Raw genomic sequence first — 22,140 nt, forward strand, 5'->3', positions numbered from 1 at the left:
CGTGATACAGTTGCAGAAAGAAACAAAAGCTCCCCGCTATGAAAGCATATTCCACGAGGCAATGGTTAACGTGGCATTTACACAGAATTGGTGTAATGATCAGGTGAAACAGGCGGTTTCATTGTATGATATTACCAACCAGCAATTTAATGTGCTCAGAATATTGCGGGGGCAGTATCCGGACCCTTCAACTATCAATTTGCTGAAATCCAGGATGCTTGATAAAATGTGTGATGCTTCGCGAATTGTTGACCGCCTGGTACAGAAGGATTTGATTTGTAAAAAAACCAATACTTATGATAAGCGTGCAGTAGATATTCTGATCAATGAGAAGGGACTGGCACTGTTAAAGAAGATGGATAAAGAAATGGATCTGTCTGCTATCCTTTCTGCTAACTTAACCCTTAAGGAGGCTGAGCAATTAACCTCTCTGCTGGAAAAAGCAAGGGGCAGGGCTTAAGGCCCTGCCTGTCGATTTATTTCTATTAAGAGTACCCTTTTGGTGCCCTTCCTGATATTTTTATTTAGTGGCTGTGCCCTGAGGTATAAAAACCGATCAGTGCAATCGCAATACCCAATAAAACAGCAACCATTTTTCTTTTGGAAACTTTATGATCTACGCTGGATTCGAATAGGATAGTGGTTGAGATATGTAAGAATATCCCGATCACAATTCCCATCATCTTATGAAAGTACACTTCTATCCCTCCAATACTGCCTGTGCTGATTCCATTGCTAACCCAGAACCCCAGAGGTGCCATGATTGCGAAGATAGCCAGGTAAAAGATAATACCTGCAGGCTTAAATTTGTTTTGCATCAATATACTCGCCAGGGCAAAAGCCGCTGGGATATGATGCAGGGAAATACCAAAGATTAATGCGTTATGCTGATCTGCTGCAAGTGGCATTCCTTCTAAAAAAGCATGCAAACACAAACTGATCATTATTCCATAAGGAAAGATCTGAGTGTCATCATGTTTATGGATATGTCCATGTTCTACACCTTCAGAAAATTGTTCTAACAAGATTTGTAAAAGAAATCCAATTAATATGTAAATACCAATTTCTGCATGATCCGGCCCGCTGTAAGCATCGGGGATCAGGTGTAATACGGTGATGGCAAATAAATAAGCACCACTAAAAGAAAGTATAAGTTTTAGCAATTGTGACTTATCACTTTTGACTAAAAATATAGATAACCCTCCAAAAAAGGCGCAAAAGAACAGGATTAAGATTTTCCAAACTTCCATTAAAGTGCTGGTTGTAATTTTTTATAAATCAGGGATACTAAAAATCCGATAGTTGACCCTAGCGCAGCACCTGCTATAGTATCAATCGGGTAATGTACACCGACATATATTTGTGCGAAAGAAATAATAAATGCCCAGGCCAGGCCAACAGGCAGAATTGGCTTCCATCTTGGATAGAAAACCATAATTAAAAACACGGCAATACCGAAATGGTTGGTTGCATGTGCTGATGGGAAACTATAACCGCTGCCACAGGGTACACGGTGAATAATATCATGAATCAGTGTGGGTTCATTACAAGGTCTTAGCCTGGCAACAAATGGCTTAATGAATCTTGAAGAAATCATATCTCCCAGGGCAAACGTAAGGAGTACGCCGCCTATAATATACCAGCCTCTCTTTTTATATTCTTTGAAACTGAAAATGATAATAAAAAGGTAGAGCGGGGCCCAGGTATAGCGGTTGCGCATCAGTGGAAGAAACCAATCCAGGAAACCATTCGACAGTCCTCTGTGAATTTTCAGAAACAGTTCGACATCGAAGTTATGCAGGCTTTCTATCATGCTTTTTTACAAACAAGGATTAATCTGTCCGATTTGGCTACATCAAAAGCTTCCAGGCTATAGCTGCCGAATGTATCAACGATTTTTAACCCGCTTTTTTCAAGCATACGTTCAAAGTCAGCCAGACTGAATGCTTGTACACGTTCTTCAAAAGCATAGTGTTTGCTTTTGTGTTCAAAGTTGATGTGCTTAATGATTTTACCTTCAGCAACGAATTTACGAAGATCAAATTCTATACCTTCAAGGGTCTTGGTTTCTCTGTGGGTCAGGTTACTGATAATTTTCTGTGTGTTGAAATAATCAATAACTACTGTTCCGTCTTCTTTGATACTTTTTCTGAAAGATTTAAGCGCGTTTACATGATCTTTTTCTGTATCAAAGTAGCCGAAGCTTGTGAAAAGGTTCAGCGCGATGTCATAATAATTGATATAGCCTAGCTTACGCATATCGTGCACAAAAAAGTGAAGATGTTTTTGCTCGAATTGCTTTGCGTATTTGATACTTTGTTCAGAAAGATCAATTCCTGTAACGTCAAATCCCTTTTTGTTTAAATAAACAGAATGTCGACCTCTTCCACAGGCAATATCCAGCATACGGGAGTGTAGTGCAGGCTTCAGGTAGGCTGTCAGGTTATCAATTAAAAACTCTGCTTCAGCGTCATTACGCTGACTATATAAGATATGATAATAGGGAGAATTGAACCAATATTGAAACCACTTTCGCTGCATAAGGACCGTCTTAAATTTAGAAAAAGCAAATATAGTGATTAGGAATGCAACTGGGTGGACATTCAACTCAAATTATGCTAATATGACTATGACTACTTAAATTTTTACTATTTTTGAAAAACAAAATTCATAGCAGTTGACACTTATAAAATCTATTTCAGGAATCAGGGGAACTATCGGCGGAATCGCTGGAAATGGGCTAACACCTATTGATATAGTGAAGTTTACCGCAGCTTACGGCTCGTGGGTAATTAAAAATACGAATATTAAGAAAATCGTACTCGGACGGGATGCACGGATCTCGGGAGACATGGTGAATAATCTTGTGACTGGTACTTTACAGGGATTGGGTATTGAAGTGATAGACTTAGGTTTATCAACTACGCCAACTGTAGAGATTGCCGTTCCAATGGAAAAAGCAGGGGGAGGAATTATTCTGACGGCCAGCCATAATCCTAAACAATGGAATGCCTTGAAACTCTTAAATGAAAAGGGTGAGTTCATCAATGATGAAAATGGTAAAGAAGTATTGGAAATTGCAGAAAGAGCTGATTTTTCTTTTGCTGAAGTGAATGATCTTGGAAAAGTTACCTATGATGATTCTTATCTGCAAAAGCATATTGATGTAATTCTGGCTTTACCTTTGGTTGATGTTGAATTGATCAAAAAAGCAAATTTCAAAATTGCAATTGATTGTGTAAATTCTACAGGCGGTATTTTTATTCCAGCTTTATTAAAGGCATTAGGGGTAAAAACAGTATTTGAATTGTATTGTGAGCCAAATGGTGAGTTTCCCCATAATCCTGAACCTTTACCAGAAAACCTGACTGAAATTGCGAAAGTAGTGCAAAGCAAACAGGCAGATCTGGGTATTGTAGTAGACCCTGATGTAGACCGTTTATGTTTTGTTTGTGAAGATGGAACAATGTTCGGTGAGGAATACACTTTAGTTGCGGTAGCTGATTATGTTTTGAAGAATCAGGTGGGTAACACAGTTTCTAATTTATCATCAACCAGAGCTTTAAAAGATGTAACCCTTAGAGCAGGTGGAGCATACAATGCTGCTGCTGTGGGTGAAGTGAATGTGGTAAACCAGATGAAAGCAACAAATGCAATTATTGGTGGTGAAGGTAATGGCGGGATTATTTATCCTGAATTACATTATGGCCGTGATGCTTTGGTTGGGATCGCTTTGTTTTTAACACATCTTGCGAAATTTGGTAAGTCTGTTTCCTTGTTAAGAAGCAGCTATCCGAATTATCATATTTCTAAAAATAAGATCACATTAACTCCTGAAATGGATATTGATGCTTTGTTGGTTAAAGTACAGGAAAAGTATAAAAATCAACCAAACAGCACTATCGACGGATTGAAAATAGAGTTTGATAGTGAGTGGGTTCACCTGCGTAAATCAAATACAGAACCAATTATCCGTATCTACAGCGAAGCGGAAAATGAAACTGTAGCTGAAAACCTGGCGAACAAAATTATATCAGACATCAAAGAAATTTTAAAATTGAATTAATACAGAATGAACAGGATCTATTTAGATAATGCTGCAACTACACCTCTTGATAAAGAGGTAATGGCTGAAATGATTAATGTGATGGAGAATTATTATGGTAATCCATCTTCAATTCATGCACAGGGCCGTGAGGTACGTACATTGATTGAAAAGGCCCGTAAAACTGTAGCTGGATTACTGAATGCGACACCTGCTGAGATATTTTTCACTTCGGGTGGTACAGAAGCCGATAATACAGCTATACGTTGTGGTATCGCGGCTTTTGGAATCAAACATGCCATTACTTCAAAAATTGAACATCATGCGGTTGAGCATACGCTTGACCAGCTATTAAAAGATGGTGTTATTGATAAGCTGAGTTTTGTAAATATTGATGCTAAAGGTAATGTTGATTATGATCACCTGGAACAACTGTTAAAAGAGAATTCACGTTCTTTTGTCTCCTTAATGCACGCGAATAATGAATTGGCAACCTTGACCGATATGGAAAAGGTGGGCGATATTTGTGAGCGCTACGAGGCTATTTATCATTGTGATACGGTACAGACTATGGGTCATTATGTACACGATGTCAGAAAGATTAAGGCGCATTTTATAGTTTGTGCAGCACATAAATTGCATGGTCCGAAAGGAGTAGGCTTTTTATTTGTAAATCATACGGTGAAAATCAGTCCGATGATCTATGGTGGTGCTCAAGAGCGTAATATGCGTGGAGGAACTGAAAATGTCTACGGAATTGTAGGGCTGGCAAAAGCACTGGAGATGGCTTATAGTCATATGGAAGCGCATCAAACTTATATCCAGGAATTGAAAACTTACATGAAAGATAAACTGGTTGCAGAAATTCCTGCCATTAGTTTTAATGGAGAAACTGATCCTGATAAAAGTTTATATACGGTTCTTAATGTTTCATTCCCTGCAATGGATATGTCTGATATGTTATTGTTTAATCTTGATATTAACGGCATCTCTGCATCTGGTGGTAGCGCCTGCTCTTCAGGCTCTAATATTGGATCTCATGTATTGACAGCTGTCGGTACTGATCCGAACCGTCCATCTGTCAGGTTCTCTTTCAGCAAGTTGAATACGAAAGAGGAAATTGATTATGTGATAGAAAAGGTGAAACATATTGTAGAACAGAATATCGCAGTTTAAGAATTTTATTGATTACGAAAAGCTCTGACCAGCGGTCAGGGCTTTTTTTTTATAGCACAATTATGCAATACGTATCCATAGAGAATAATAAGAGCCCATACCTGTCTTTTATAGAGGAATTGTACCATGCTGCTTTTCCAATGGAGGAACGCAGGAACTGGGAACAATTGTTAAAAATGATCGGCACAGTTCCGGAAATGTTTATGCAGGTGATTCTGGAAGAAGAAAAAGCTATTGGTTTTGTAACCAGCTGGAAGTTTGAGGACTGGTGTTTTATTGAACATCTGGCGATTGATCCGGTAAACAGAGGAAAGAAATTTGGGGAGCGTGTGATGAAAGATTTCATGGTTAACCGTAAATTATTGTTAGAGGTTGAGCCTCCTGCTTCTGTGGATGCAATACGCAGAATTGGCTTTTATGAAAGATTGGGATTGGTTTGTTTACCTTTTGATTATCTCCATCCTTCTTATCATGACTCTCATGTTTCTCATTCTTTAGTGCTGATGACTAATGTACCGGAAAGAGAAGAGTTGTATTTTCATGAAATCATCCGCAGAGTTAAAAAGCAGGTTTATTTATACCACCCGTTTTAATTTATTGGTGATTGTACATATTTATTATAAAATAATATAAACTATATTTTTTCCGGCTTGTTGTGTATTCAATTGTCAATAATTTTTAATTAAAACATTGGTTATGAATACTCCGGATAAGCACGATCACGAAGAAGAAAAAAAGAAAACGGTTTATAAAGAAACTGACAATGATGAAGATTTGAGCAGTGGTGAAACATCTTCTGAGTCAGAATCTGGAAGATCTGCATTTGCGAACAGACCTGAAAGAAAAAGTAAGCCTTTAGGTGCGGGTCATGAGCCCGGTACTACACCTGGAAGAGATTTCTGATAAAAATATTATTTCTAAAGAAAACCCTGATTCAACAGCTGATTCAGGGTTTTTTGTTTATAAACGGGAATTTAATAAATTCTATCCCGTAAATATTACCGGATTTATTTGTCTGTTAAGGTTTTCTCCATTACATTAGAGGATAGATTTAGCTATTGTATGAAAAGGATAATATGTGTTTATTGATTTGCTAAATCGTTTTTAATTCTTTAACCATATATGAATCCTATCCGTACTTTAGCTGTAAGCAGCTTACTATTATTCTCCCTCACGAGCGTTGTATCTGCTCAAAAAAAGGAAACTTTTAAAGACAAGGAGGTCGTCTATAAAAAAGGTTTGAAATTAACCTTGATCAATCAGGAAAAGGGTTTTTCACCCGTAGTCAAAGAAAGAATGATCGAAACCTTCTTTAAAGTTTATCCGGCTTTAAAAGCTGCGTACAATGAAAAGACTGCAAAAGAAATCACTTTTGTCATCGATACTGCCTATAAAGGAGTGGCTGCAACCCAGGGAACTGTCGTTGCTTACAGCCCGGTCTGGTTTAAACAGCATCCTGGCGATATAGATGTGGTTACGCACGAGGTGATGCATATTGTACAAAATTATGGCAATAACGCAGGCCCATGGTGGATCACTGAAGGGATAGCTGACTATGTACGTTATAAATACGGAGTTGACAATGCAGGGGCTAAATGGACACTTCCTGAATATAAATCGGGACAGAATTATGATAATGGTTATCGTATTACAGCGAGATTTCTAGCCTGGCTGGAAGCGCATCACCAGGGGATAGTCAAAGTTCTGGATCAGCAGATGAGAGCGCATACCTACAGTGAAGAATTCTGGAAAACACAAACGACAAAAGCTTTGCCTGAATTATGGGCTTCTTATGCAGAAAATCCAATAATTTAGAATACTATTATACGCTATAAACCACACAAAACAAATGATGAAACATTTCTTATCAGCATTACTTATCTCTGCGGCTATGCCCGTACTAGCGCAGCAAGCAGGTAAAGTGACAGACCCGGTAGACTGGGTTAATCCGCTAATGGGGACGGCAAGTAAACCAAGCCTGTCTAATGGTAATACTTATCCTACAATTGCAGTTCCATGGGGAATGAATTTCTGGACTCCGCAAACTGGTAAAATGGGTGACGGATGGGCTTATACTTATGATGCTGATAAAATCAGAGGATTCAAACAAACACACCAGCCTTCTCCGTGGATGAACGATTATGGACAGTTCTCGGTGATGCCGGTAACTGGTAAAATGAAATTCAACCAGGACGAGCGTGCAAGCTGGTTCTCCCATAAAGCAGAAATTGTAAAGCCATATTATTACAGTGTATATCTGGCTGATGCGAATGTAACTACTGAAATTACACCTACAGAGCGTTCGGCTCAGTTCCGTTTTACTTTCCCAAAATCTGATAGTTCTTATGTAGTGATTGATGCTTTTGATAAAGGATCATATATCAAAGTTATCCCGAAGGAAAGAAAAGTTATAGGATACAGCACGCGTTATGCAAGTGGCCCGCTGCCTGCTAATTTTAAAAATTACTTTGTTATCTACTTTGATAAAGCTATTTCTTCTGCTAATACATGGCACGGGAATACTTTGGCAAAAGATACGCTGGAGCTGAAAAGTGATCATTCTGGTGCAATCATAGGATTTAAGACTGAAAAAGGAGAAAAGGTTGGGATGAAAGTCGCTTCGTCTTTTATCAGTGTTGAACAGGCCGAAATCAGTTTAAAGAGAGAGCTGGCAAATGATACTTTTGAAGCTACACAGCAAAAGTCAAGAGCGATATGGAACAAAACTTTGGGTAAGATTTCTATCGAAGGCGGAACTGTTGATCAGACGCGTACTTTCTATTCAAGTTTATACCGCACTTTATTTTTCCCGAATAAGTTATATGAGATAGATTCGAATAATAAAATTGTTCACTGGAGCCCCTATAATGGCAAAACTATGCCAGGATATATGTTTGCTGGTACGGGATTCTGGGATACCTTCAGGGCGCTGTATCCATTCTTAAACCTGGTATATCCTGCAATTAATAAAGAGATGCAGGAAGGATTGGTAAATGATTATAAAGAAGGCGGATGGTTGCCTGAATGGTCAAGTCCGGGTTATGCAAATTGTATGATTGGTAACAACTCTGCTTCGGTAGTAGCAGATGCATATATCAAAGGGTTACGTGGATATGATATTGAGAGTTTATTTGAAGCACTAAAACATGGTGCGAATAATGAAGGACCGAATGAAGCAGTCGGAAGAGCGGGTGTGAAGTATTACAATGAGTTGGGTTATGTCCCTTATGATGTTAAACTGAATGAGAATGCAGCCAGAACATTAGAATATGCTTACGATGACTTTACGATTTATCAATTGGGAAGAGCGCTGAACAAACCAGCTGCTGAGATTGATATCTACAAGAAAAGAGCAATGAACTATAAAAACATTTTTGATCCTTCGTCTGGCTTAATGCGTGGAAAAAATAAAGATGGTTCATTCCAGTCACCTTTTAACCCGTTTAAATGGGGAGATGCTTTTACAGAAGGAAATAGCTGGCATTATTCATGGTCAGTTTTCCAGGACGTAAATGGTCTGGTTGGCCTGATGGGTGGTAAAAATAAATTTGTAGAGAAACTGGATTCTGTATTCACTATGCCTCCTGTTTTTGATGCAAGTTATTATGGTTCTGTGATTCATGAGATCAGAGAGATGCAGATTGCAAACATGGGCCAATATGCACACGGCAATCAGCCGATACAACACATGATCTACTTATATAACTACGCAGGACAACCTTGGAAAGCGCAGTACTGGTTAAGAGAAACGATGAACAGAATGTATAAAGCTACGCCTGATGGCTATTGTGGAGATGAAGATAATGGACAGACTTCTGCCTGGTATGTTTTCTCTTCAATGGGCTTCTATCCGGTTACTCCTGCTACAGATCAATATGTGGTTGGTGCGCCTTTATTTAAAAAAGTAACGGTAAACCTGGATAATGGAAAACAGATTGTAATCAATGCTGCTGCAAACAGTGTGGATAATAAGTATATCAATGCGTTGAAATATAATGGTAAGGCTTATGGTAAAAACTGGTTAAGTCATTCTGATTTAGTCAAAGGAGCTACACTGGATTTTGATATGACTGCTGCACCTAATAAGACCAGAGGTACTGCAGAAAGTGATTTTCCTTACTCTATGTCAACAGAACAAAAATAAGTCAAGGCTCGGACAGCTTAGCTGATCAGCTTATAAAGCGCTTGATATACTCATTTATAGCTAAATGAGTATATCAAGCGCTTTTTTGTGTTTTAAATTGAAACTGTATTAATTATTTAAGATATTTTTATAATATATTTTTCTTCTGATGTTAATTTAAATATTAAGTATCATCTTTTATGTTTAATATTGAATACACAAATGAAACACTGTATGAAAAAACTAGTAACACTGGCGATGCTTTCTGCATTTGCACTGGCAGCTAATGCCCAAACTGAAAAAGGTAAGACTATTGTAGGAGGATCAATAGGTTATTTCAATGAAAAAAGTAATGATAATGCTATGGATAGTAAGCATAGCAGTTTAACCCTGCTTCCAAGTATTGGTTATTTTGTAAAGGATAACCTGGCATTGGGTTTAGGGATTGGTTATTCTAGGCTAACATCGCAGAGCAGCGAAAAAACACAGTATCTTTTAAGCCAGAAGAATACAACTGATTATTTTATGGTGAGCCCTTTTGTCAGACACTATATAAATATATCTGATCAGTTCAAATTCTTCAGTCAATTATCTGTTCCAATGAAATGGGGAAATCTGGAATCAGCAACAGGGACTACCAGTCCGGCTGTTAGTGTTGCACCTGCTTCAAATTCTAAAACTACATCGATAGGAGTGAATATAGAGCCTGGTTTCGCGTATTTTCCTACCAAAAGGATTGGGATACAGCTTTCTTTAGAAGGGCTATCTTATGCCTGGAATAAAACCGAAAACAAGAATTCGAACGAAGTGAGTAAGAATAATGCTTTCAATTTAGGAACGAACTTTTTCGCGCCGAAAATTGGTATTCAATTTCATTTCTAATCCTGAGCTGTATCATATGAAGAAAATAGTATTAATTTTTATTGGTTTGATATCAATATCAGTTAGCTGCATGGCGCAGACAGAAAAAGGAAAAATACTTTTAGGAGGTTATGCGAATTTCAACACCTATAAAGGTACAAGCATGACTGGCAGAAATACGAACTTAGGAATCAATCCTACGGTGGGAATCTTTGTGACGGACAAGCTGGTCATAGGAACCGGATTAGGGTATGTTCATTCTGCTTATACCCAGAATTTGGTAGATGGAGAAGAAATAGGATCTGTACGAAGAAAAGCTTATGCTGTAAGCTTAAGCCCCTTTGGGAGATATTATGTTGGTATCACACCACAACTTAAATTTTTTGGTCAGCTGGAAGCAGCTGTAAACTGGCGGAATATAAAAGGTAATGAAGCAACGGGGGAAAAAGATTTGAAGAGTAATTTTTATAGCGCAACCCTATCTCCGGGATTTGCCCTGTTCCCCTCTAAAAAAATCGGGATAGAACTGTCAATTACCGGATTCCAATATGCAAAGCAACATTGGAAAACTGAAGAGGCAACCTTAACTGATTTCAGATCTTTTAGTTTTGGAAGTGACTTCTTTAATCCGCGTTTAGGGATTCAATTCTATTTGTAAGCAAGAGTTGGAATAAAAGACCCTGATAAGATAAATTGAATAAAATAAGAATGCCCTGCTGAATAGAAATTTAATTTCCATTCAGCAGGGCATTCTATTTTATAGCAGCGTATTCTGTTTAATATTCAAGCCTGGTTAACAGGCAGCAGGTTATCTAGTTCTTTACCATTTTAAGGAAAGTAGCCAACTTGGCTTTCATCGCCCTTCTGTCAACAATAAAGTCAAGGAAACCATGTTCCTGCACAAATTCGGCAGTCTGGAAACCTTTTGGTAAGTCTTTTTTGATCGTTTCTTTAATTACTCTTGGGCCTGCAAATCCAATAAGTGCACCTGGTTCTGCAATATTAATATCACCCAGCATCGCATAAGATGCAGTTACACCACCGGTAGTCGGATCAGTTAATAAAGAGATATAAGGGATTTTTGCCTGGTTAAGCAAAGCTAATTTAGCAGATGTTTTTGCCATTTGCATCAGTGAGAATGCGGCTTCCATCATTCTGGCTCCTCCCGATTTGGAGATCATCAGAAATGGAATTTTATGTTTGATACTGTAATCGATAGATCTCGCGATTTTCTCTCCTACTACAGAACCCATAGAACCACCGATAAAATTGAAGTCCATACAGGCAATTACCAATTCTTCTCCTTCAATTTTACCTACTGCTGAACGGATAGCGTCTTTCAGGCCTGTTTTTGCCATCGTGTCAACCAAACGTTCTGTATAAGGTTTGCTGTCTGTAAAGTTAAGCGGATCTCCTGAGGTCAGGTCAGCAAAAAGTTCTTTGAACTCATTGTTATCAAATAATACCTGAAAATATTCTTTGGAACCAACTCTCAAATGATAATCACAATAGTGACAAACGTATTTATTTTCGATAAGGTCTGCGCTGTGTAATGCTTTCTTGCAATTAGGACACTTGTTCCATAAGCCATCCGGCGCTTCTTTCTTTTCTTCTGTCAGCGTACTGATACCTTTTTTTTCTCTCTTAAACCAAGCCATGTTATTCGTTGAAAAATGCGATTACAAAGAAACGAAAAAAAATCATAACAGCTTAACCTAGATTTCGTATAAATTCTATAATAGTTTAACAGGTTATAATTTATAAAATAATAGGGTATTATGTTTTGCTATATTGATATAGCAATTGAAATAATCATCTATAACAATAAATGATAGGATGAAACCATCATGTGCAGCGGTGAAGAAGCCGATATATACAACTTTCGTAGCACATGATAGCTTCATCTCTATTAAAACCATCATTGTCCGATGAAAATAATACCGGCTAAGGTTTGCCCGGGCTAATATTTTTCCTAACTTCGGCTTAAACAAAATCTAATAACAATGAGTTTAAAAGGCTATAAAGGCGTAATTTACGGAGATGCTGTTCAGGAATTATTTGAGCAGGCTAAAAAACATCAGTTTGCATTGCCTGCAGTTAATGTTACCGGAACAAATACCATCAATGCGGTTATGGAAACTGCTAAAGCGGTGAATTCACCAGTCATGATCCAGTTATCAAATGGTGGCGCGCAATTTTATGCAGGTAAGACATTGAATAATGATAACTTAAATGCATGTGTATTAGGCGCAGTATCTGCCGCTAAACATGTTCATTTACTGGCGGAACACTATGGTGTTGCGGTAGTATTACATACTGACCATGCAGCTAAAAAATTATTGCCATGGATTGATGGTCTGTTAGATCACGGTGAAAAATTCTTTGCTGAAACTGGTAAACCATTATTTTCTTCACATATGCTGGATCTTTCTGAAGAATCAATTGAAGAAAACATGGAGATCTCAGCTAAATATTTAGCCCGTATGGCTAAAATGGGCATGACTATCGAAATCGAACTGGGTGTAACTGGTGGTGAAGAAGATGGTGTGGATAACAGTGATGTAGATAGCTCTAAATTATATACTCAGCCTTCTGAAGTGGCTTATGCTTACGAAGAATTGAGTAAAGTAAGTGATAAATTTACTGTTGCTGCTGCTTTTGGTAATGTTCATGGTGTTTATAAACCAGGTAACGTTAAATTGCAACCAGTAATTCTTAAAAACTCTCAGGATTATATCAAAGAGAAGTTAGGATTAACAGCTGAAAAACCAATTAACTTTGTATTCCATGGTGGATCAGGTTCTTCTCAGGAAGAAATCAGAGAAGCTATTTCTTATGGTGCAATCAAAATGAACATTGATACTGATATGCAATGGGCATTATGGGAAGGCGTTCTGGATTATTACAAAGCGAATGAAGCTTATCTTCAGGGACAAATCGGAAATCCTGATGGAGATGATAAACCAAATAAAAAATACTATGATCCACGTGTTTGGTTGCGCAAAGGAGAAGAAGCATTTGTTAAACGTTTAACTCAGGCTTTTGAAGATTTGAACTGCAGAAACGCAAGTGATAAATTATAAGTAAAGAAAAAAAACTTCAGAGCGCTTCAGAGTCAATCTGAAGCGCTTTTTTTGTGATTTATTTTTTCCGGTTATACGCTGTAAATGCGTTTTAATCGTCAAATTAGCTGGAAAACTTATCTATGAAAACTCAGGGAAAGAAAAACAATTTATTTGAGCAGTTCTCTAACGCTGCAACCAAGTTTACTGGTAGCTCTTCAGCTTTTATTATTGCGTTGTTAATTGTTATTGTCTGGGCTGTAAGCGGCCCGGTTTTTCATTATTCGGAAACCTGGCAGCTGGTGATCAATACCGGAACAACAATTATTACCTTTTTAATGGTCTTTTTAATCCAGAAAGCTCAGAATAAAGATGGCAAAGCGATACAGCTTAAACTGAATGAACTATTGGCTGCACACGAAAGGGCAAGTAACAGGATGGTGGATATTGAAGACTTAACAGAAGCTGAATTAGATCAGCTACATAAGTTCTATGTCACATTATCAGCATTGGCAAAACAAGAAACCGATATTCATTGTTCTCACTCTATTGATGCAGCGCAGGCAGTGAGTGCAATTAAAGCGAAGCATTTATTTAAACCCAAACATCATGGAACTACTTCAGGTAAATAAGATCAGGACGCAGGAAGAATTGGAAAGTGCATTTGCAATTCGTAAACAAGTCTTTGTGGTGGAACAGGGCTGTCCGCCAGAACTGGAATGGGAAAATGAGGATGTTTCTCATCACTTCCTCGCTTTACTGGATAACCATCCTTGTGGCGCTTGCCGATGGCGAAAAACTGAGAATGGTTATAAATTAGAGCGCTTTGCAGTATTAAAAGAATACAGGGGTAAAAGGGTAGGACAGGCGCTTGTAGCGGCTGCTTTAGCCGATATACCAGATAGTGCCAATTCGATCTATTTAAATGCACAGGTGGAAGCTGTTAGCCTCTATGCTAAGTTTGGCTTTGCAGTAGAAGGCGAACAGTTTGAAGAAGCTGGAATACAGCACTTCAGAATGGTTAAGAAATAAATAACTGGTAGCAGGTGAGGTTACATTCCTTGAAATACTTTCGATGACAACAACATCGCCTCCTGCCATTTATCTATGTTCAGATTCAATGACTCTCCTTGTTGCTGAAGATAAGTAATCAGTTCTTCGGTAGCGAGGTTACCAGTCAGATCATCGGCTGCCATTGGACAACCTCCGAAGCCTTTTAAAGCACTATCAAAACGTCTGCACCCGTTATGGTATGCAGCTTCAATTTTTTCTTTACGCGTCTCCGGAGTGCTGTGTAAATGCAGGCCTATTTCTGTTTCCGGAAAACTGCGGAGCAAGAGTGGCATTAATTCTCTAATCTTTTCTGGGGTAGAAACTCCAGTGGTATCTGATAAGGAAAGTATTTTAGTTCCTCTTTCTACCAATTCTGACGCCCATTGTTCTACAATTTCTGTGTGATAAGCATCACCATAAGGGTTACCAAAGCCCATAGACAGGTAAACTACGGCAGTCTTCTGCTTTTTATCACATAATTCCAGCATTTTTTCGACGGTAACCAAAGATTCCTGAATACTGGAATTTGTATTCCTTTGCTGAAAAGTTTCGGAGATAGAAAATGGGAATCCTACGTAATCGATTTCAGGAAATAGCATGGCATTTTCGGCGCCGCGAAGATTGGCTACAATGGCTAACAATTTGCTTTGTGTGTTGCTGAGATCCAGTTGCGCTAAAACTTCTTTGGTATCGGTAAGCTGCGGAATAGCCTTTGGCGAAACGAAGCTGCCAAAATCTATGGTATCAAAACCAACTTGCAGGAGTAAATTGATATAGGCTGCTTTTAAGTCTGTAGGAATAAAATCATGGATGCCTTGCATGGCATCTCTCGGACATTCGATTAGTTTAATAGCTTTCTGACTCATACATTGTAATGCACGCTGGTTATTTGTGCAACGGCTCAATGTAAGTAAAAATACGAAATAACAGAAATAAGGCAGCTTTCCGTAGTGGAAAAACTGCCTGAGGATTAAGGTTGGTTTATTGCAGGATTAACTCAATGACAGGAATTGAGAAATCAGGTTTTTTAGTGGGTAGCGTAACCACCAGATCATCTGATCCTTTTTCCTTATAAAGCAGTTCTGAACTGTCATTTAAAAACTGTGCATATTTAACTTTACCATTGTAGCCTGGTAAAACCAGTTTGCCATTGGTTGGATAGTCAAACAGGTGCACATATAAACGCTTTGTGGTTGGGTTATAAGTCAGTTTACTGTCTTCTGGTATCTTGTATCCTTCGGGTGCGTAGGTACAGTTGTAAATGGCCTTGTTATTCGCGTGCATCCATTGACTCAGGCTATCCAGTGCATTCGTAGCTCTTTGGTCAAATTCGCCTCTGGCTGTAGGACCTACGTTCAGGATCAGGTTACCGCCATTGCTGACCGAAGTAATCAGCAGATCTAATAATTGTTTGTGTGTTTTCCAGCTGTTCTCGTCACGGTGATATCCCCATGAACCAGAAAAGGTCTGGCAGGTTTCCCAGGTTTTTCCTTTGTATTTGGCAAGCTCTGCTGTGCTCACCTGTTCTGGCGTTTCGAAATCTGCGCCATCTTTGTATTCGCCAAGATCCAGTCTGTTGTCTACAATGATACCGGGCTGTAATTTTCTGATCAGCTTAAGCAACTCTACTGAAGCCCAGTCATCTTTACCTTTACCTCTTCCGTTTGGTTTAGGAAAAGAGAAGTCCAGCCATAGAATATCTATCTTTCCATACTTGGTTAATAACTCGGTAATCTGATTGCGCATATAGGCTCTGTACTTGGCCATATCTCTGCCTTTATTTAAACGGGCATAGGCTGCGTCACTTTTATCTTTTCTGACTAGTGGATGGTTCTCATCCATGGTATAATCCGGGTGGTGCCAGTCTAGCAACGAATAATAGAAGCCAACTTTGATTCCTTCGGCTCTGAAAGCATCTACATATTCTTTCACCAGATCACGTTTTGCTTGTGTATTTGTTGCTTTATAATCCGTGAATTTGGTGTCAAACAAACAAAAGCCTTCATGATGTTTAGTGGTAAGTACGGCATATTTCATCCCTGCTGCTTTAGCCTGTTTTGCCCATTTCTTTGGTTCAAACTGATCTGGGTTAAACTGGTCAAAGTATTTCTGATATTGCTCATTTGATATGCCTTCTATACTTTTCACCCATTCATGTCTGGCTGGTTGTGCATAGAGGCCCCAGTGGATAAACATTCCGAAACGGTCTTGTGTCCACCATTCCATTCGTTTCTGCTTTTGTGCCGCAGTTTCATTACCGATCATCTTTTGTGCGAAAAGACTGGGGCCGCAGAGCAGGATGATCAGTAGCAATAGTTTTAATTTCTTTACTATCATTTTTCTAAGATTTAGGTTAGCTGGTTAGGTTTTGGTTTTTAAAATGATTTAGCTTCTATACAAAAGAAAAGAAATCCGGCCTGAAAAGATTAACTGAAATTAGCTAAATGATCAACTCTATTGGGATGGAATGGGTTGGTAATGAAATAGATTGAAAACAAAAAAGCCTTCTTCTGATTTCCAGAAGAAGGCTTTTAAATGATATGATGTTACTTAGGCGTGTTTTTTGCCTAAGTCGATTACAATTGGAGTAGAGATACATAACGAAGAGTATGTACCGATAACACGACCAATTAATAAGGCGAAGATAAATCCACGGATACTTTCTCCACCGAAGATGAAGACTACAAGTAATACGAAGAATACGGTTAATGAAGTTAAGATGGTACGACTTAATGTACTGTTCAACGCGAAGTTGATTAGTGTATTACGTTCTTCACCATATAAATCATCTTTACCTGTCTCTGCAAGTTTCTCACGGATACGATCAAATACAACTACAGTTTCAGTCATGGTATAAGACATAACCGTTAAGATCGCCGCAATGAAATCCTGACCAATCTCTAATGAGAATGGTAGAACACCATCAAGGATTGTATAGAATGATAATACCAGTAACACGTCATGGAATAATGCGATAACGGCACCTAAACCATAATTTACTTTCTTAAATCTGACGATGATATAAACAAACATCAACAGACAAGAGAATAAAATTGCTGTGTAAGCACTTGAAACAAGGTCGCTCGCAATGATTGGCCCTACTTTCTGGTTACTTTCAATGGTGTATTTAGCTCCTGTTGTTGCTAAACCAGCTTTTAATGCATCTTCTACAATCTTATCAGCACCAGCATTCTGGTCAGCGATATGATAAGTAGTTGTGATTTTTAACTCATTGTCAGCACCAGCAGTTTTAACCTGAATTTCTTCATTCTGGAAGCTTGGAGCTAATTTCGCTTTTACATCTTCAGTATCCATTCCTTTATCGAAATGAACGATGTAAGTTCTTCCTCCTTTAAAATCAATACCTAATCTTAATCCACCATTTTTGAAGTAGAAAATGATACCTAAGATGATGATGATAGAAGAAATTGTATAATAAATCTTTCTGCGGCCAACAAAGTTAAACGCGATGTTTTTAAAGGCGTGGATAGTTGCTTTGTTACCGAAAGTGATATTTGCATTTTTGTTCAATAAACCTTCGAAAACTAAACGTGAGATTAATACCGCACAGAATAGAGAAGAAAGGATACCGATACATAAAGTAGTTGCAAAACCCTGAACCGGGCCACTACCGAATGCGTAAAGGATAACACCTAAAATTAATACCGTAACGTTCGAGTCAATGATAGAAGGCATTGCATGTTTGAAACCTTCTTTGATTGCTACAGCAGTTGATTTACCATGCGCCAGTTCCTCTCTTACACGTTCGAAGATCAGGATGTTCGCATCGACTGATAAACCAATTACCAGGATAATACCAGCAATACCAGGTAAAGTCAGTACCGCGCCCAGTGAAACCAGGATACCCATGATGAACAATAAGTTGATCACTAAGGCAAGGTTAGCTACCCAGCCTGCTTTGTTGTAATACAACGCCATGAACACAAGGATCACGATGAATGCCAGTACGAATGATAATAAACCATTGTGGATCGCTGCTTCTCCTAAAGATGGACCCACTACAAACTCTCCAACAATACGTGCCGGAGCTGGTAATTTACCTGCTTTTAAGATGTTCGCTAAATCCTGTGTTTCATTCACTGTAAAGTTACCAGTGATCGAAGAAATACCGTTAGGAATTTCATTCTGAACAGTAGGAGCAGAGTAAACTGCGTTATCCAGGACGATAGCAATAGATTTTTTGTTGTTTGGATCAGCTGAAGCTTCAGCTGTGATTTTTTTCCATTTCTGTGCACCTTCACCAGTCATGTACATGGTCACTTCAGGTTTACCTTTCTGATCGTAATCATGACGGGCATCACTGATAGCTTCACCACCTAAATCAGGTTTTCCATCTGGAGATACAGATTTGATTGCGTAAAGTTCAAAAACTTTAGTACCATCCATTGGTCTTACACTCCACATGAATTTGAAACTCTGAGGTACGATAGAAACAACTTCTGGTCTTCTGAAGTAAGAGTTTACCTTAGCAGTATCTTTTTGTGCAACCCATCCAACAGTTGGACCAGGACGTAAAGCAGGCTGTCCTTTTTCATTCTGGTAAGTAGGGATATTTAATAAAGCGAATAATGGATTAGATTTAGAAAGTTCTTTTGTTTTTAAGTCAGCAGAATCTTTACCAGTAGTGCTTTTCTTAGCTAAGTTAGCCAATGCACTTTTTCCTTTTGCAGCAGTGTCTTTTACAGTTGTTACTGCAGCAGTATCTTTTAAAGTAGAGGCAAGGGTTTTGTTGATGTTCTCCATGATCGAGTAAACCTCTTCATTTTGATACACCTGCCAGAATTGTAATTCTGCAGACCCTTGTAATAATTTATGAACCCTTTCTTTATCCTGAACACCTGGCATCTCAATCAGGATACGGTTAGTACCTTCTTGTTTCTGCATGTTAGGACTTACCACACCAAATCCGTCGATACGGCTTCTGATAATGATAAATGAACGGTCAATCGCGCTGGTTGCTTCTTTCGATAAGTAATTCTTAACGTCAGCATTGCTCGCATTCGCTTTTAACTGCTGTGCATTATCCTGGTTAGAGAAATAATCTGCAAGTTTTACGTTCGGGCTGATTTTTTCGAATTCATTGACAAACAAACTGATGAAATCTTTACCACCAGCATTCAGCTGAGTTTGGGCAGTAGCGAGTGCTTTGTTAAAATTAGCATCATCTGTGTGATTCGCTAAAGATTTTACTAACTCTCCTAACGATATTTCCATCGTTACGTTCATACCACCTTTAAGGTCAAGACCTAAATTGATTTCTTTCCCTTTACAGAACTGATAGTCAAACCCGAATATTGGATAAACCGGGACGGTTGACATGGAGTCCAAATAAGCTTTTTCCTTAGTCAGATCGCCTTTAGCATACGCTTTAGCGTCTTTTTCTACCTTCGACGTAACGAAATTGAACGAGAGGGAATACACGCAGACAATACCTAATAGTATTGCCATAAATTTAATGAAACCTTTACCTTGCATTTTTGTTTGTAATTATTTGTCTATGCTGTATATTTTTTTCAACAAGTCGGCAAATCTAATTAATTTTTTAATTAATAGTCAGCCTTATATAATATTTATTGAGGATTGGGAACTATTTTCGAACAAGGGTTGAAATTGTATAACCAATGTTGTTTTTTTCGTCCGGCCCATAGCTGTTGCTGCTTTCCTCTTTCCAGATATCCGGGTCTATGGCCGGGAAAAATGTATCTGCGTCAAAATGGCCTTTAACAACCGTCAGATAGATTTTATCGGTGATATCCATTGCCATTTTATAGATCTGTGCCCCGCCTACAATAAATACTTCTTCATCAGGATCGCAAAGCGCTATAGCCTCTTCCAGGGTATTGACCACTTCTACACCCGGTATTTCCAGGTCAGCAGCGCGGGTAATGACCAGGTTACGACGTTTAGGAAGCGGTTTCCCTACAGAATCGAATGTTTTGCGGCCCATGATCACCGTATGACCGCTGGTCGTATCCTTAAAATGTTTCAGGTCACCTGGCAGGTGCCATAGCAGTTGATTATTCTTTCCTATTCCATTATTTTCAGCAATGGCAACAATGATAGAGACGATCATACGGCAACTGCGCCTTTAATGTGCGGATGTGGTTCGTAGTTTTTCAGGTTGAAGTCTTCAAACTTGAAACTGAAAATGTCTTTGACTTCCGGGTTGATTTCCATGACAGGTAAAGTTTTGGTATCCCTGCTTAATTGCAGTTTTGCCTGTTCAATATGATTATTATATAAATGTGCGTCACCCAGGGTATGGATGAATTCACCATATTCAAGATTGCATACCTGTGCGACCATCATCGTTAAAAGGGCATAAGAAGCTATATTAAACGGTACGCCTAAAAATATATCCGCACTGCGCTGATAAAGCTGACAGCTTAATTTACCATCGGCCACATAAAATTGAAAGAGTGCATGACAAGGAGGAAGAGCCATCTGGTCAATATCAGCTACATTCCATGCGGAAACAATAATCCTTCTTGAATCAGGATTCGTTTTGATGGTATGGATGATATTGCTGATCTGATCGATGAGCCTGCCGTCTGGTGTTGGCCATGACCGCCACTGCGAACCATAAACCGGGCCTAAATTCCCATTTTCATCTGCCCACTCATCCCATATTTTGACGTTATTGTCTTTGAGGTATTTGATGTTGGTCTCACCTTTCAAAAACCAGATCAGCTCGTGGATGATTGATTTAAGGTGTAATTTTTTTGTGGTCACCATAGGAAACCCTTCCTGGAGGTTAAAACGCATCTGATAGCCAAATGTACTGATGGTCCCTGTTCCCGTCCGGTCGTGTTTCTGTGCCCCATGGTCCAGCACGTATTGCATTAAGTCCAGATATTGTTTCATGTTGGAGGATAATTTCGCTTAAAATACAAAACTAAAACAAATAATGTAAAAAATAGGCGAATATAATAGGGCAGAATATTCCGTCCTTTTGTAAGTTTGCGATCCATACCTTTAAAAAGACGCCAATGCTCGCATTTGCCAATGCCAAAATAAATCTCGGCTTAAATGTTATTGAGAAAAGAGCTGACGGATATCATAATCTGGAGACAGTTTTTTATCCGGTAAAGCTATATGATGTATTAGAAATCACTGATGCTGCGGAGACCTCCTGTCAGATCAGAGGAATTGACATTCCTGGTGAAATGACAGATAATATCTGTTTGAAAGCATTTAACCTGATTCTGAGAGATTTTGACATACCAGCCCAGCAGATTACCTTATTAAAGAATATTCCTGTAGGTGCCGGTTTGGGAGGGGGATCAGCTGATGCTGCATTTTTGATTAAGTTGTTGAATGAAAAGTTTAAACTTGGATTGACAACTCAGGTGATGGAAGATTATGCTGGGGAACTCGGTGCAGATTGTCCTTTCTTTATCAAAGCTGAACCTGTATTTGCAGCAGGTAAAGGAGATCTGTTTTCACCTTTAAACATAGATTTGTCCGGATACTTCATGGTTTTGGTTAAACCTCCGGTACATGTTTCTACAGCAGCAGCATTCGGTACATTACAACCTGCTTTTCCGGAAACAGGCTTAAAAGAATTGATTCAACTTCCTGTCATTGAATGGAAAAAATCCCTGAAAAATGATTTTGAGTTTTCTGTTTTCTCCAAATACCCTGAAATTTCTCAAATAAAAGAGCAGCTTTATCACGCCGGTGCTACATTTGCATTAATGAGTGGCAGTGGTTCAAGTGTATTTGCGATATTTGAGGAGGCAGTAACATTACCGCAACTGGAAAAAGATAATAAAGTGTTTTATAATATTTAGCTAGCA

22 protein-coding genes are annotated in these 22,140 nt (G+C 38.6%); 13 read left to right on the plus strand and 9 right to left on the minus strand.

What is annotated here, in order from left to right; all coding sequences use genetic code 11:
* Position 1: 1 nt before the first annotated feature.
* Positions 2–460 (plus strand): MarR family winged helix-turn-helix transcriptional regulator, encoded by a 459-nt coding sequence (locus tag ABIB30_RS13305; protein WP_354302759.1) that lies wholly within the window; start codon positions 2–4, stop codon positions 458–460.
* A 64-nt stretch (positions 461–524) separates the two neighbouring features.
* Here the strand turns inward: ABIB30_RS13305 and ABIB30_RS13310 are convergent, their stop codons facing one another.
* Genes ABIB30_RS13310 through ABIB30_RS13320 form a run of 3 tightly spaced genes read right to left on the minus strand, consistent with a single transcriptional unit; the run spans position 525 to position 2,541 of the window.
* Positions 525–1,250 carry a ZIP family metal transporter gene (locus tag ABIB30_RS13310; RefSeq protein ID WP_354302761.1) on the minus strand — a complete coding sequence of 242 codons (726 nt, stop codon included), beginning with the start codon at positions 1,248–1,250 and terminating at the stop codon, positions 525–527.
* On the minus strand, positions 1,250–1,813 hold the full coding sequence (locus ABIB30_RS13315) for a phosphatase PAP2 family protein (RefSeq protein ID WP_354302763.1): 564 nt from the start codon (positions 1,811–1,813) through the stop codon (positions 1,250–1,252). The genes ABIB30_RS13310 and ABIB30_RS13315 overlap by 1 nt, the downstream gene beginning before the upstream one ends.
* Positions 1,810–2,541, minus strand: a complete 732-nt coding sequence (locus ABIB30_RS13320) for a class I SAM-dependent methyltransferase (protein WP_354302765.1) — start codon at positions 2,539–2,541, stop codon at positions 1,810–1,812. The genes ABIB30_RS13315 and ABIB30_RS13320 overlap by 4 nt, the downstream gene beginning before the upstream one ends.
* 136 nt (positions 2,542–2,677) lie before the next feature.
* On the opposite strand from ABIB30_RS13320, the gene glmM reads away from it, so the two are divergent.
* The 8 genes from glmM (at position 2,678) to ABIB30_RS13360 (ending at position 10,863) form a co-directional block, all read left to right on the plus strand.
* Positions 2,678–4,066, plus strand: a complete 1,389-nt coding sequence (gene glmM, locus ABIB30_RS13325) for a phosphoglucosamine mutase (protein ID WP_354302767.1) — start codon at positions 2,678–2,680, stop codon at positions 4,064–4,066.
* Positions 4,067–4,072: 6 nt separating this feature from the next.
* Positions 4,073–5,221: a cysteine desulfurase family protein gene (locus ABIB30_RS13330; RefSeq protein ID WP_354302769.1), complete on the plus strand. Its 1,149-nt coding sequence runs from the start codon at positions 4,073–4,075 to the stop codon at positions 5,219–5,221.
* 62 nt (positions 5,222–5,283) lie between these two features.
* Positions 5,284–5,814, plus strand: coding sequence for a GNAT family N-acetyltransferase (locus ABIB30_RS13335; RefSeq protein ID WP_354302771.1), 531 nt, complete (start codon positions 5,284–5,286; stop codon positions 5,812–5,814).
* 103 nt (positions 5,815–5,917) lie between these two features.
* Positions 5,918–6,124, plus strand: a complete 207-nt coding sequence (locus ABIB30_RS13340) for a hypothetical protein (RefSeq protein WP_354302773.1) — start codon at positions 5,918–5,920, stop codon at positions 6,122–6,124.
* A 219-nt stretch (positions 6,125–6,343) separates the two neighbouring features.
* Positions 6,344–7,036 carry a basic secretory protein-like protein gene (locus tag ABIB30_RS13345; protein ID WP_354302775.1) on the plus strand — a complete coding sequence of 231 codons (693 nt, stop codon included), beginning with the start codon at positions 6,344–6,346 and terminating at the stop codon, positions 7,034–7,036.
* Positions 7,037–7,073: 37 nt separating this feature from the next.
* Positions 7,074–9,365 (plus strand): GH92 family glycosyl hydrolase, encoded by a 2,292-nt coding sequence (locus ABIB30_RS13350; protein ID WP_502931089.1) that lies wholly within the window; start codon positions 7,074–7,076, stop codon positions 9,363–9,365.
* A gap of 213 nt (positions 9,366–9,578) precedes the next feature.
* A complete protein-coding gene (locus ABIB30_RS13355; RefSeq protein WP_354302778.1) occupies positions 9,579–10,226 on the plus strand; it encodes an outer membrane beta-barrel protein in 648 nt (215 codons plus the stop codon).
* A gap of 70 nt (positions 10,227–10,296) precedes the next feature.
* A complete protein-coding gene (locus ABIB30_RS13360) occupies positions 10,297–10,863 on the plus strand; it encodes a porin family protein (protein ID WP_354302780.1) in 567 nt (188 codons plus the stop codon).
* A 154-nt stretch (positions 10,864–11,017) separates the two neighbouring features.
* On the opposite strand, the gene accD is transcribed toward ABIB30_RS13360, so the two are convergent.
* The gene (gene accD / locus ABIB30_RS13365) at positions 11,018–11,863 is read right to left on the minus strand and encodes an acetyl-CoA carboxylase, carboxyltransferase subunit beta (RefSeq protein ID WP_068402561.1); all 846 of its coding nucleotides are present in this window, start codon (positions 11,861–11,863) and stop codon (positions 11,018–11,020) included.
* 345 nt (positions 11,864–12,208) lie between these two features.
* Between accD and fbaA the strand changes: the two genes are divergently transcribed.
* From fbaA to ABIB30_RS13380, 3 genes are all read left to right on the plus strand, one after another.
* On the plus strand, positions 12,209–13,288 hold the full coding sequence (fbaA, locus tag ABIB30_RS13370; RefSeq protein WP_068402559.1) for a class II fructose-bisphosphate aldolase: 1,080 nt from the start codon (positions 12,209–12,211) through the stop codon (positions 13,286–13,288).
* Between the two features lie 122 nt (positions 13,289–13,410).
* Positions 13,411–13,899 (plus strand): low affinity iron permease family protein, encoded by a 489-nt coding sequence (locus ABIB30_RS13375; RefSeq protein ID WP_354302783.1) that lies wholly within the window; start codon positions 13,411–13,413, stop codon positions 13,897–13,899.
* Complete coding sequence (locus ABIB30_RS13380; RefSeq protein WP_354302784.1) at positions 13,877–14,299, plus strand: GNAT family N-acetyltransferase; 423 nt, start codon at positions 13,877–13,879, stop codon at positions 14,297–14,299. Before ABIB30_RS13375 ends, ABIB30_RS13380 begins: the two co-directional genes overlap by 23 nt.
* A 20-nt stretch (positions 14,300–14,319) precedes the next feature.
* Here the strand turns inward: ABIB30_RS13380 and ABIB30_RS13385 are convergent, their stop codons facing one another.
* From ABIB30_RS13385 to ABIB30_RS13405, 5 genes are all read right to left on the minus strand, one after another.
* Entirely contained in the window at positions 14,320–15,186 is an 867-nt protein-coding gene (locus tag ABIB30_RS13385; protein ID WP_354302786.1) for a hydroxymethylglutaryl-CoA lyase, read from the minus strand.
* A 115-nt stretch (positions 15,187–15,301) separates the two neighbouring features.
* On the minus strand, positions 15,302–16,657 hold the full coding sequence (locus ABIB30_RS13390) for an alpha-L-fucosidase (protein WP_354302788.1): 1,356 nt from the start codon (positions 16,655–16,657) through the stop codon (positions 15,302–15,304).
* A 213-nt stretch (positions 16,658–16,870) separates the two neighbouring features.
* Positions 16,871–19,816 carry a protein translocase subunit SecDF gene (gene secDF / locus ABIB30_RS13395; protein ID WP_354302790.1) on the minus strand — a complete coding sequence of 982 codons (2,946 nt, stop codon included), beginning with the start codon at positions 19,814–19,816 and terminating at the stop codon, positions 16,871–16,873.
* 112 nt (positions 19,817–19,928) lie between these two features.
* Positions 19,929–20,414, minus strand: coding sequence for a dihydrofolate reductase (locus ABIB30_RS13400; protein WP_354302792.1), 486 nt, complete (start codon positions 20,412–20,414; stop codon positions 19,929–19,931).
* Positions 20,411–21,205 (minus strand): thymidylate synthase, encoded by a 795-nt coding sequence (locus tag ABIB30_RS13405; RefSeq protein ID WP_354302794.1) that lies wholly within the window; start codon positions 21,203–21,205, stop codon positions 20,411–20,413. Before ABIB30_RS13405 ends, ABIB30_RS13400 begins: the two co-directional genes overlap by 4 nt.
* 125 nt (positions 21,206–21,330) lie before the next feature.
* On the opposite strand from ABIB30_RS13405, the gene ispE reads away from it, so the two are divergent.
* A complete protein-coding gene (gene ispE, locus ABIB30_RS13410) occupies positions 21,331–22,134 on the plus strand; it encodes a 4-(cytidine 5'-diphospho)-2-C-methyl-D-erythritol kinase (RefSeq protein ID WP_354302796.1) in 804 nt (267 codons plus the stop codon).
* Positions 22,135–22,140: the final 6 nt, after the last annotated feature.

It is taken from the genome of Pedobacter sp. UYP1 (assembly GCF_040547305.1).
GTDB lineage: Bacteria > Bacteroidota > Bacteroidia > Sphingobacteriales > Sphingobacteriaceae > Pedobacter.

Coding starts and splice junctions, on each gene's coding strand:
- ABIB30_RS13310 (WP_354302761.1), bottom strand. CDS start 1,250: ATGGAAGTTTGGAAAATCTTAATCCTGTTCTTTTGCGCCTTTTTTGGA.
- ABIB30_RS13315 (WP_354302763.1), bottom strand. CDS start 1,813: ATGATAGAAAGCCTGCATAACTTCGATGTCGAACTGTTTCTGAAAATT.
- ABIB30_RS13320 (WP_354302765.1), bottom strand. CDS start 2,541: ATGCAGCGAAAGTGGTTTCAATATTGGTTCAATTCTCCCTATTATCAT.
- ABIB30_RS13330 (WP_354302769.1), top strand. CDS start 4,073: ATGAACAGGATCTATTTAGATAATGCTGCAACTACACCTCTTGATAAA.
- ABIB30_RS13335 (WP_354302771.1), top strand. CDS start 5,284: ATGCAATACGTATCCATAGAGAATAATAAGAGCCCATACCTGTCTTTT.
- ABIB30_RS13340 (WP_354302773.1), top strand. CDS start 5,918: ATGAATACTCCGGATAAGCACGATCACGAAGAAGAAAAAAAGAAAACG.
- ABIB30_RS13345 (WP_354302775.1), top strand. CDS start 6,344: ATGAATCCTATCCGTACTTTAGCTGTAAGCAGCTTACTATTATTCTCC.
- ABIB30_RS13350 (WP_502931089.1), top strand. CDS start 7,074: ATGAAACATTTCTTATCAGCATTACTTATCTCTGCGGCTATGCCCGTA.
- ABIB30_RS13355 (WP_354302778.1), top strand. CDS start 9,579: ATGAAAAAACTAGTAACACTGGCGATGCTTTCTGCATTTGCACTGGCA.
- ABIB30_RS13360 (WP_354302780.1), top strand. CDS start 10,297: ATGGCGCAGACAGAAAAAGGAAAAATACTTTTAGGAGGTTATGCGAAT.
- accD (WP_068402561.1), bottom strand. CDS start 11,863: ATGGCTTGGTTTAAGAGAGAAAAAAAAGGTATCAGTACGCTGACAGAA.
- fbaA (WP_068402559.1), top strand. CDS start 12,209: ATGAGTTTAAAAGGCTATAAAGGCGTAATTTACGGAGATGCTGTTCAG.
- ABIB30_RS13375 (WP_354302783.1), top strand. CDS start 13,411: ATGAAAACTCAGGGAAAGAAAAACAATTTATTTGAGCAGTTCTCTAAC.
- ABIB30_RS13380 (WP_354302784.1), top strand. CDS start 13,877: ATGGAACTACTTCAGGTAAATAAGATCAGGACGCAGGAAGAATTGGAA.
- ABIB30_RS13385 (WP_354302786.1), bottom strand. CDS start 15,186: ATGAGTCAGAAAGCTATTAAACTAATCGAATGTCCGAGAGATGCCATG.
- ABIB30_RS13390 (WP_354302788.1), bottom strand. CDS start 16,657: ATGATAGTAAAGAAATTAAAACTATTGCTACTGATCATCCTGCTCTGC.
- secDF (WP_354302790.1), bottom strand. CDS start 19,816: ATGCAAGGTAAAGGTTTCATTAAATTTATGGCAATACTATTAGGTATT.
- ABIB30_RS13400 (WP_354302792.1), bottom strand. CDS start 20,414: ATGATCGTCTCTATCATTGTTGCCATTGCTGAAAATAATGGAATAGGA.
- ABIB30_RS13405 (WP_354302794.1), bottom strand. CDS start 21,205: ATGAAACAATATCTGGACTTAATGCAATACGTGCTGGACCATGGGGCA.
- ispE (WP_354302796.1), top strand. CDS start 21,331: ATGCTCGCATTTGCCAATGCCAAAATAAATCTCGGCTTAAATGTTATT.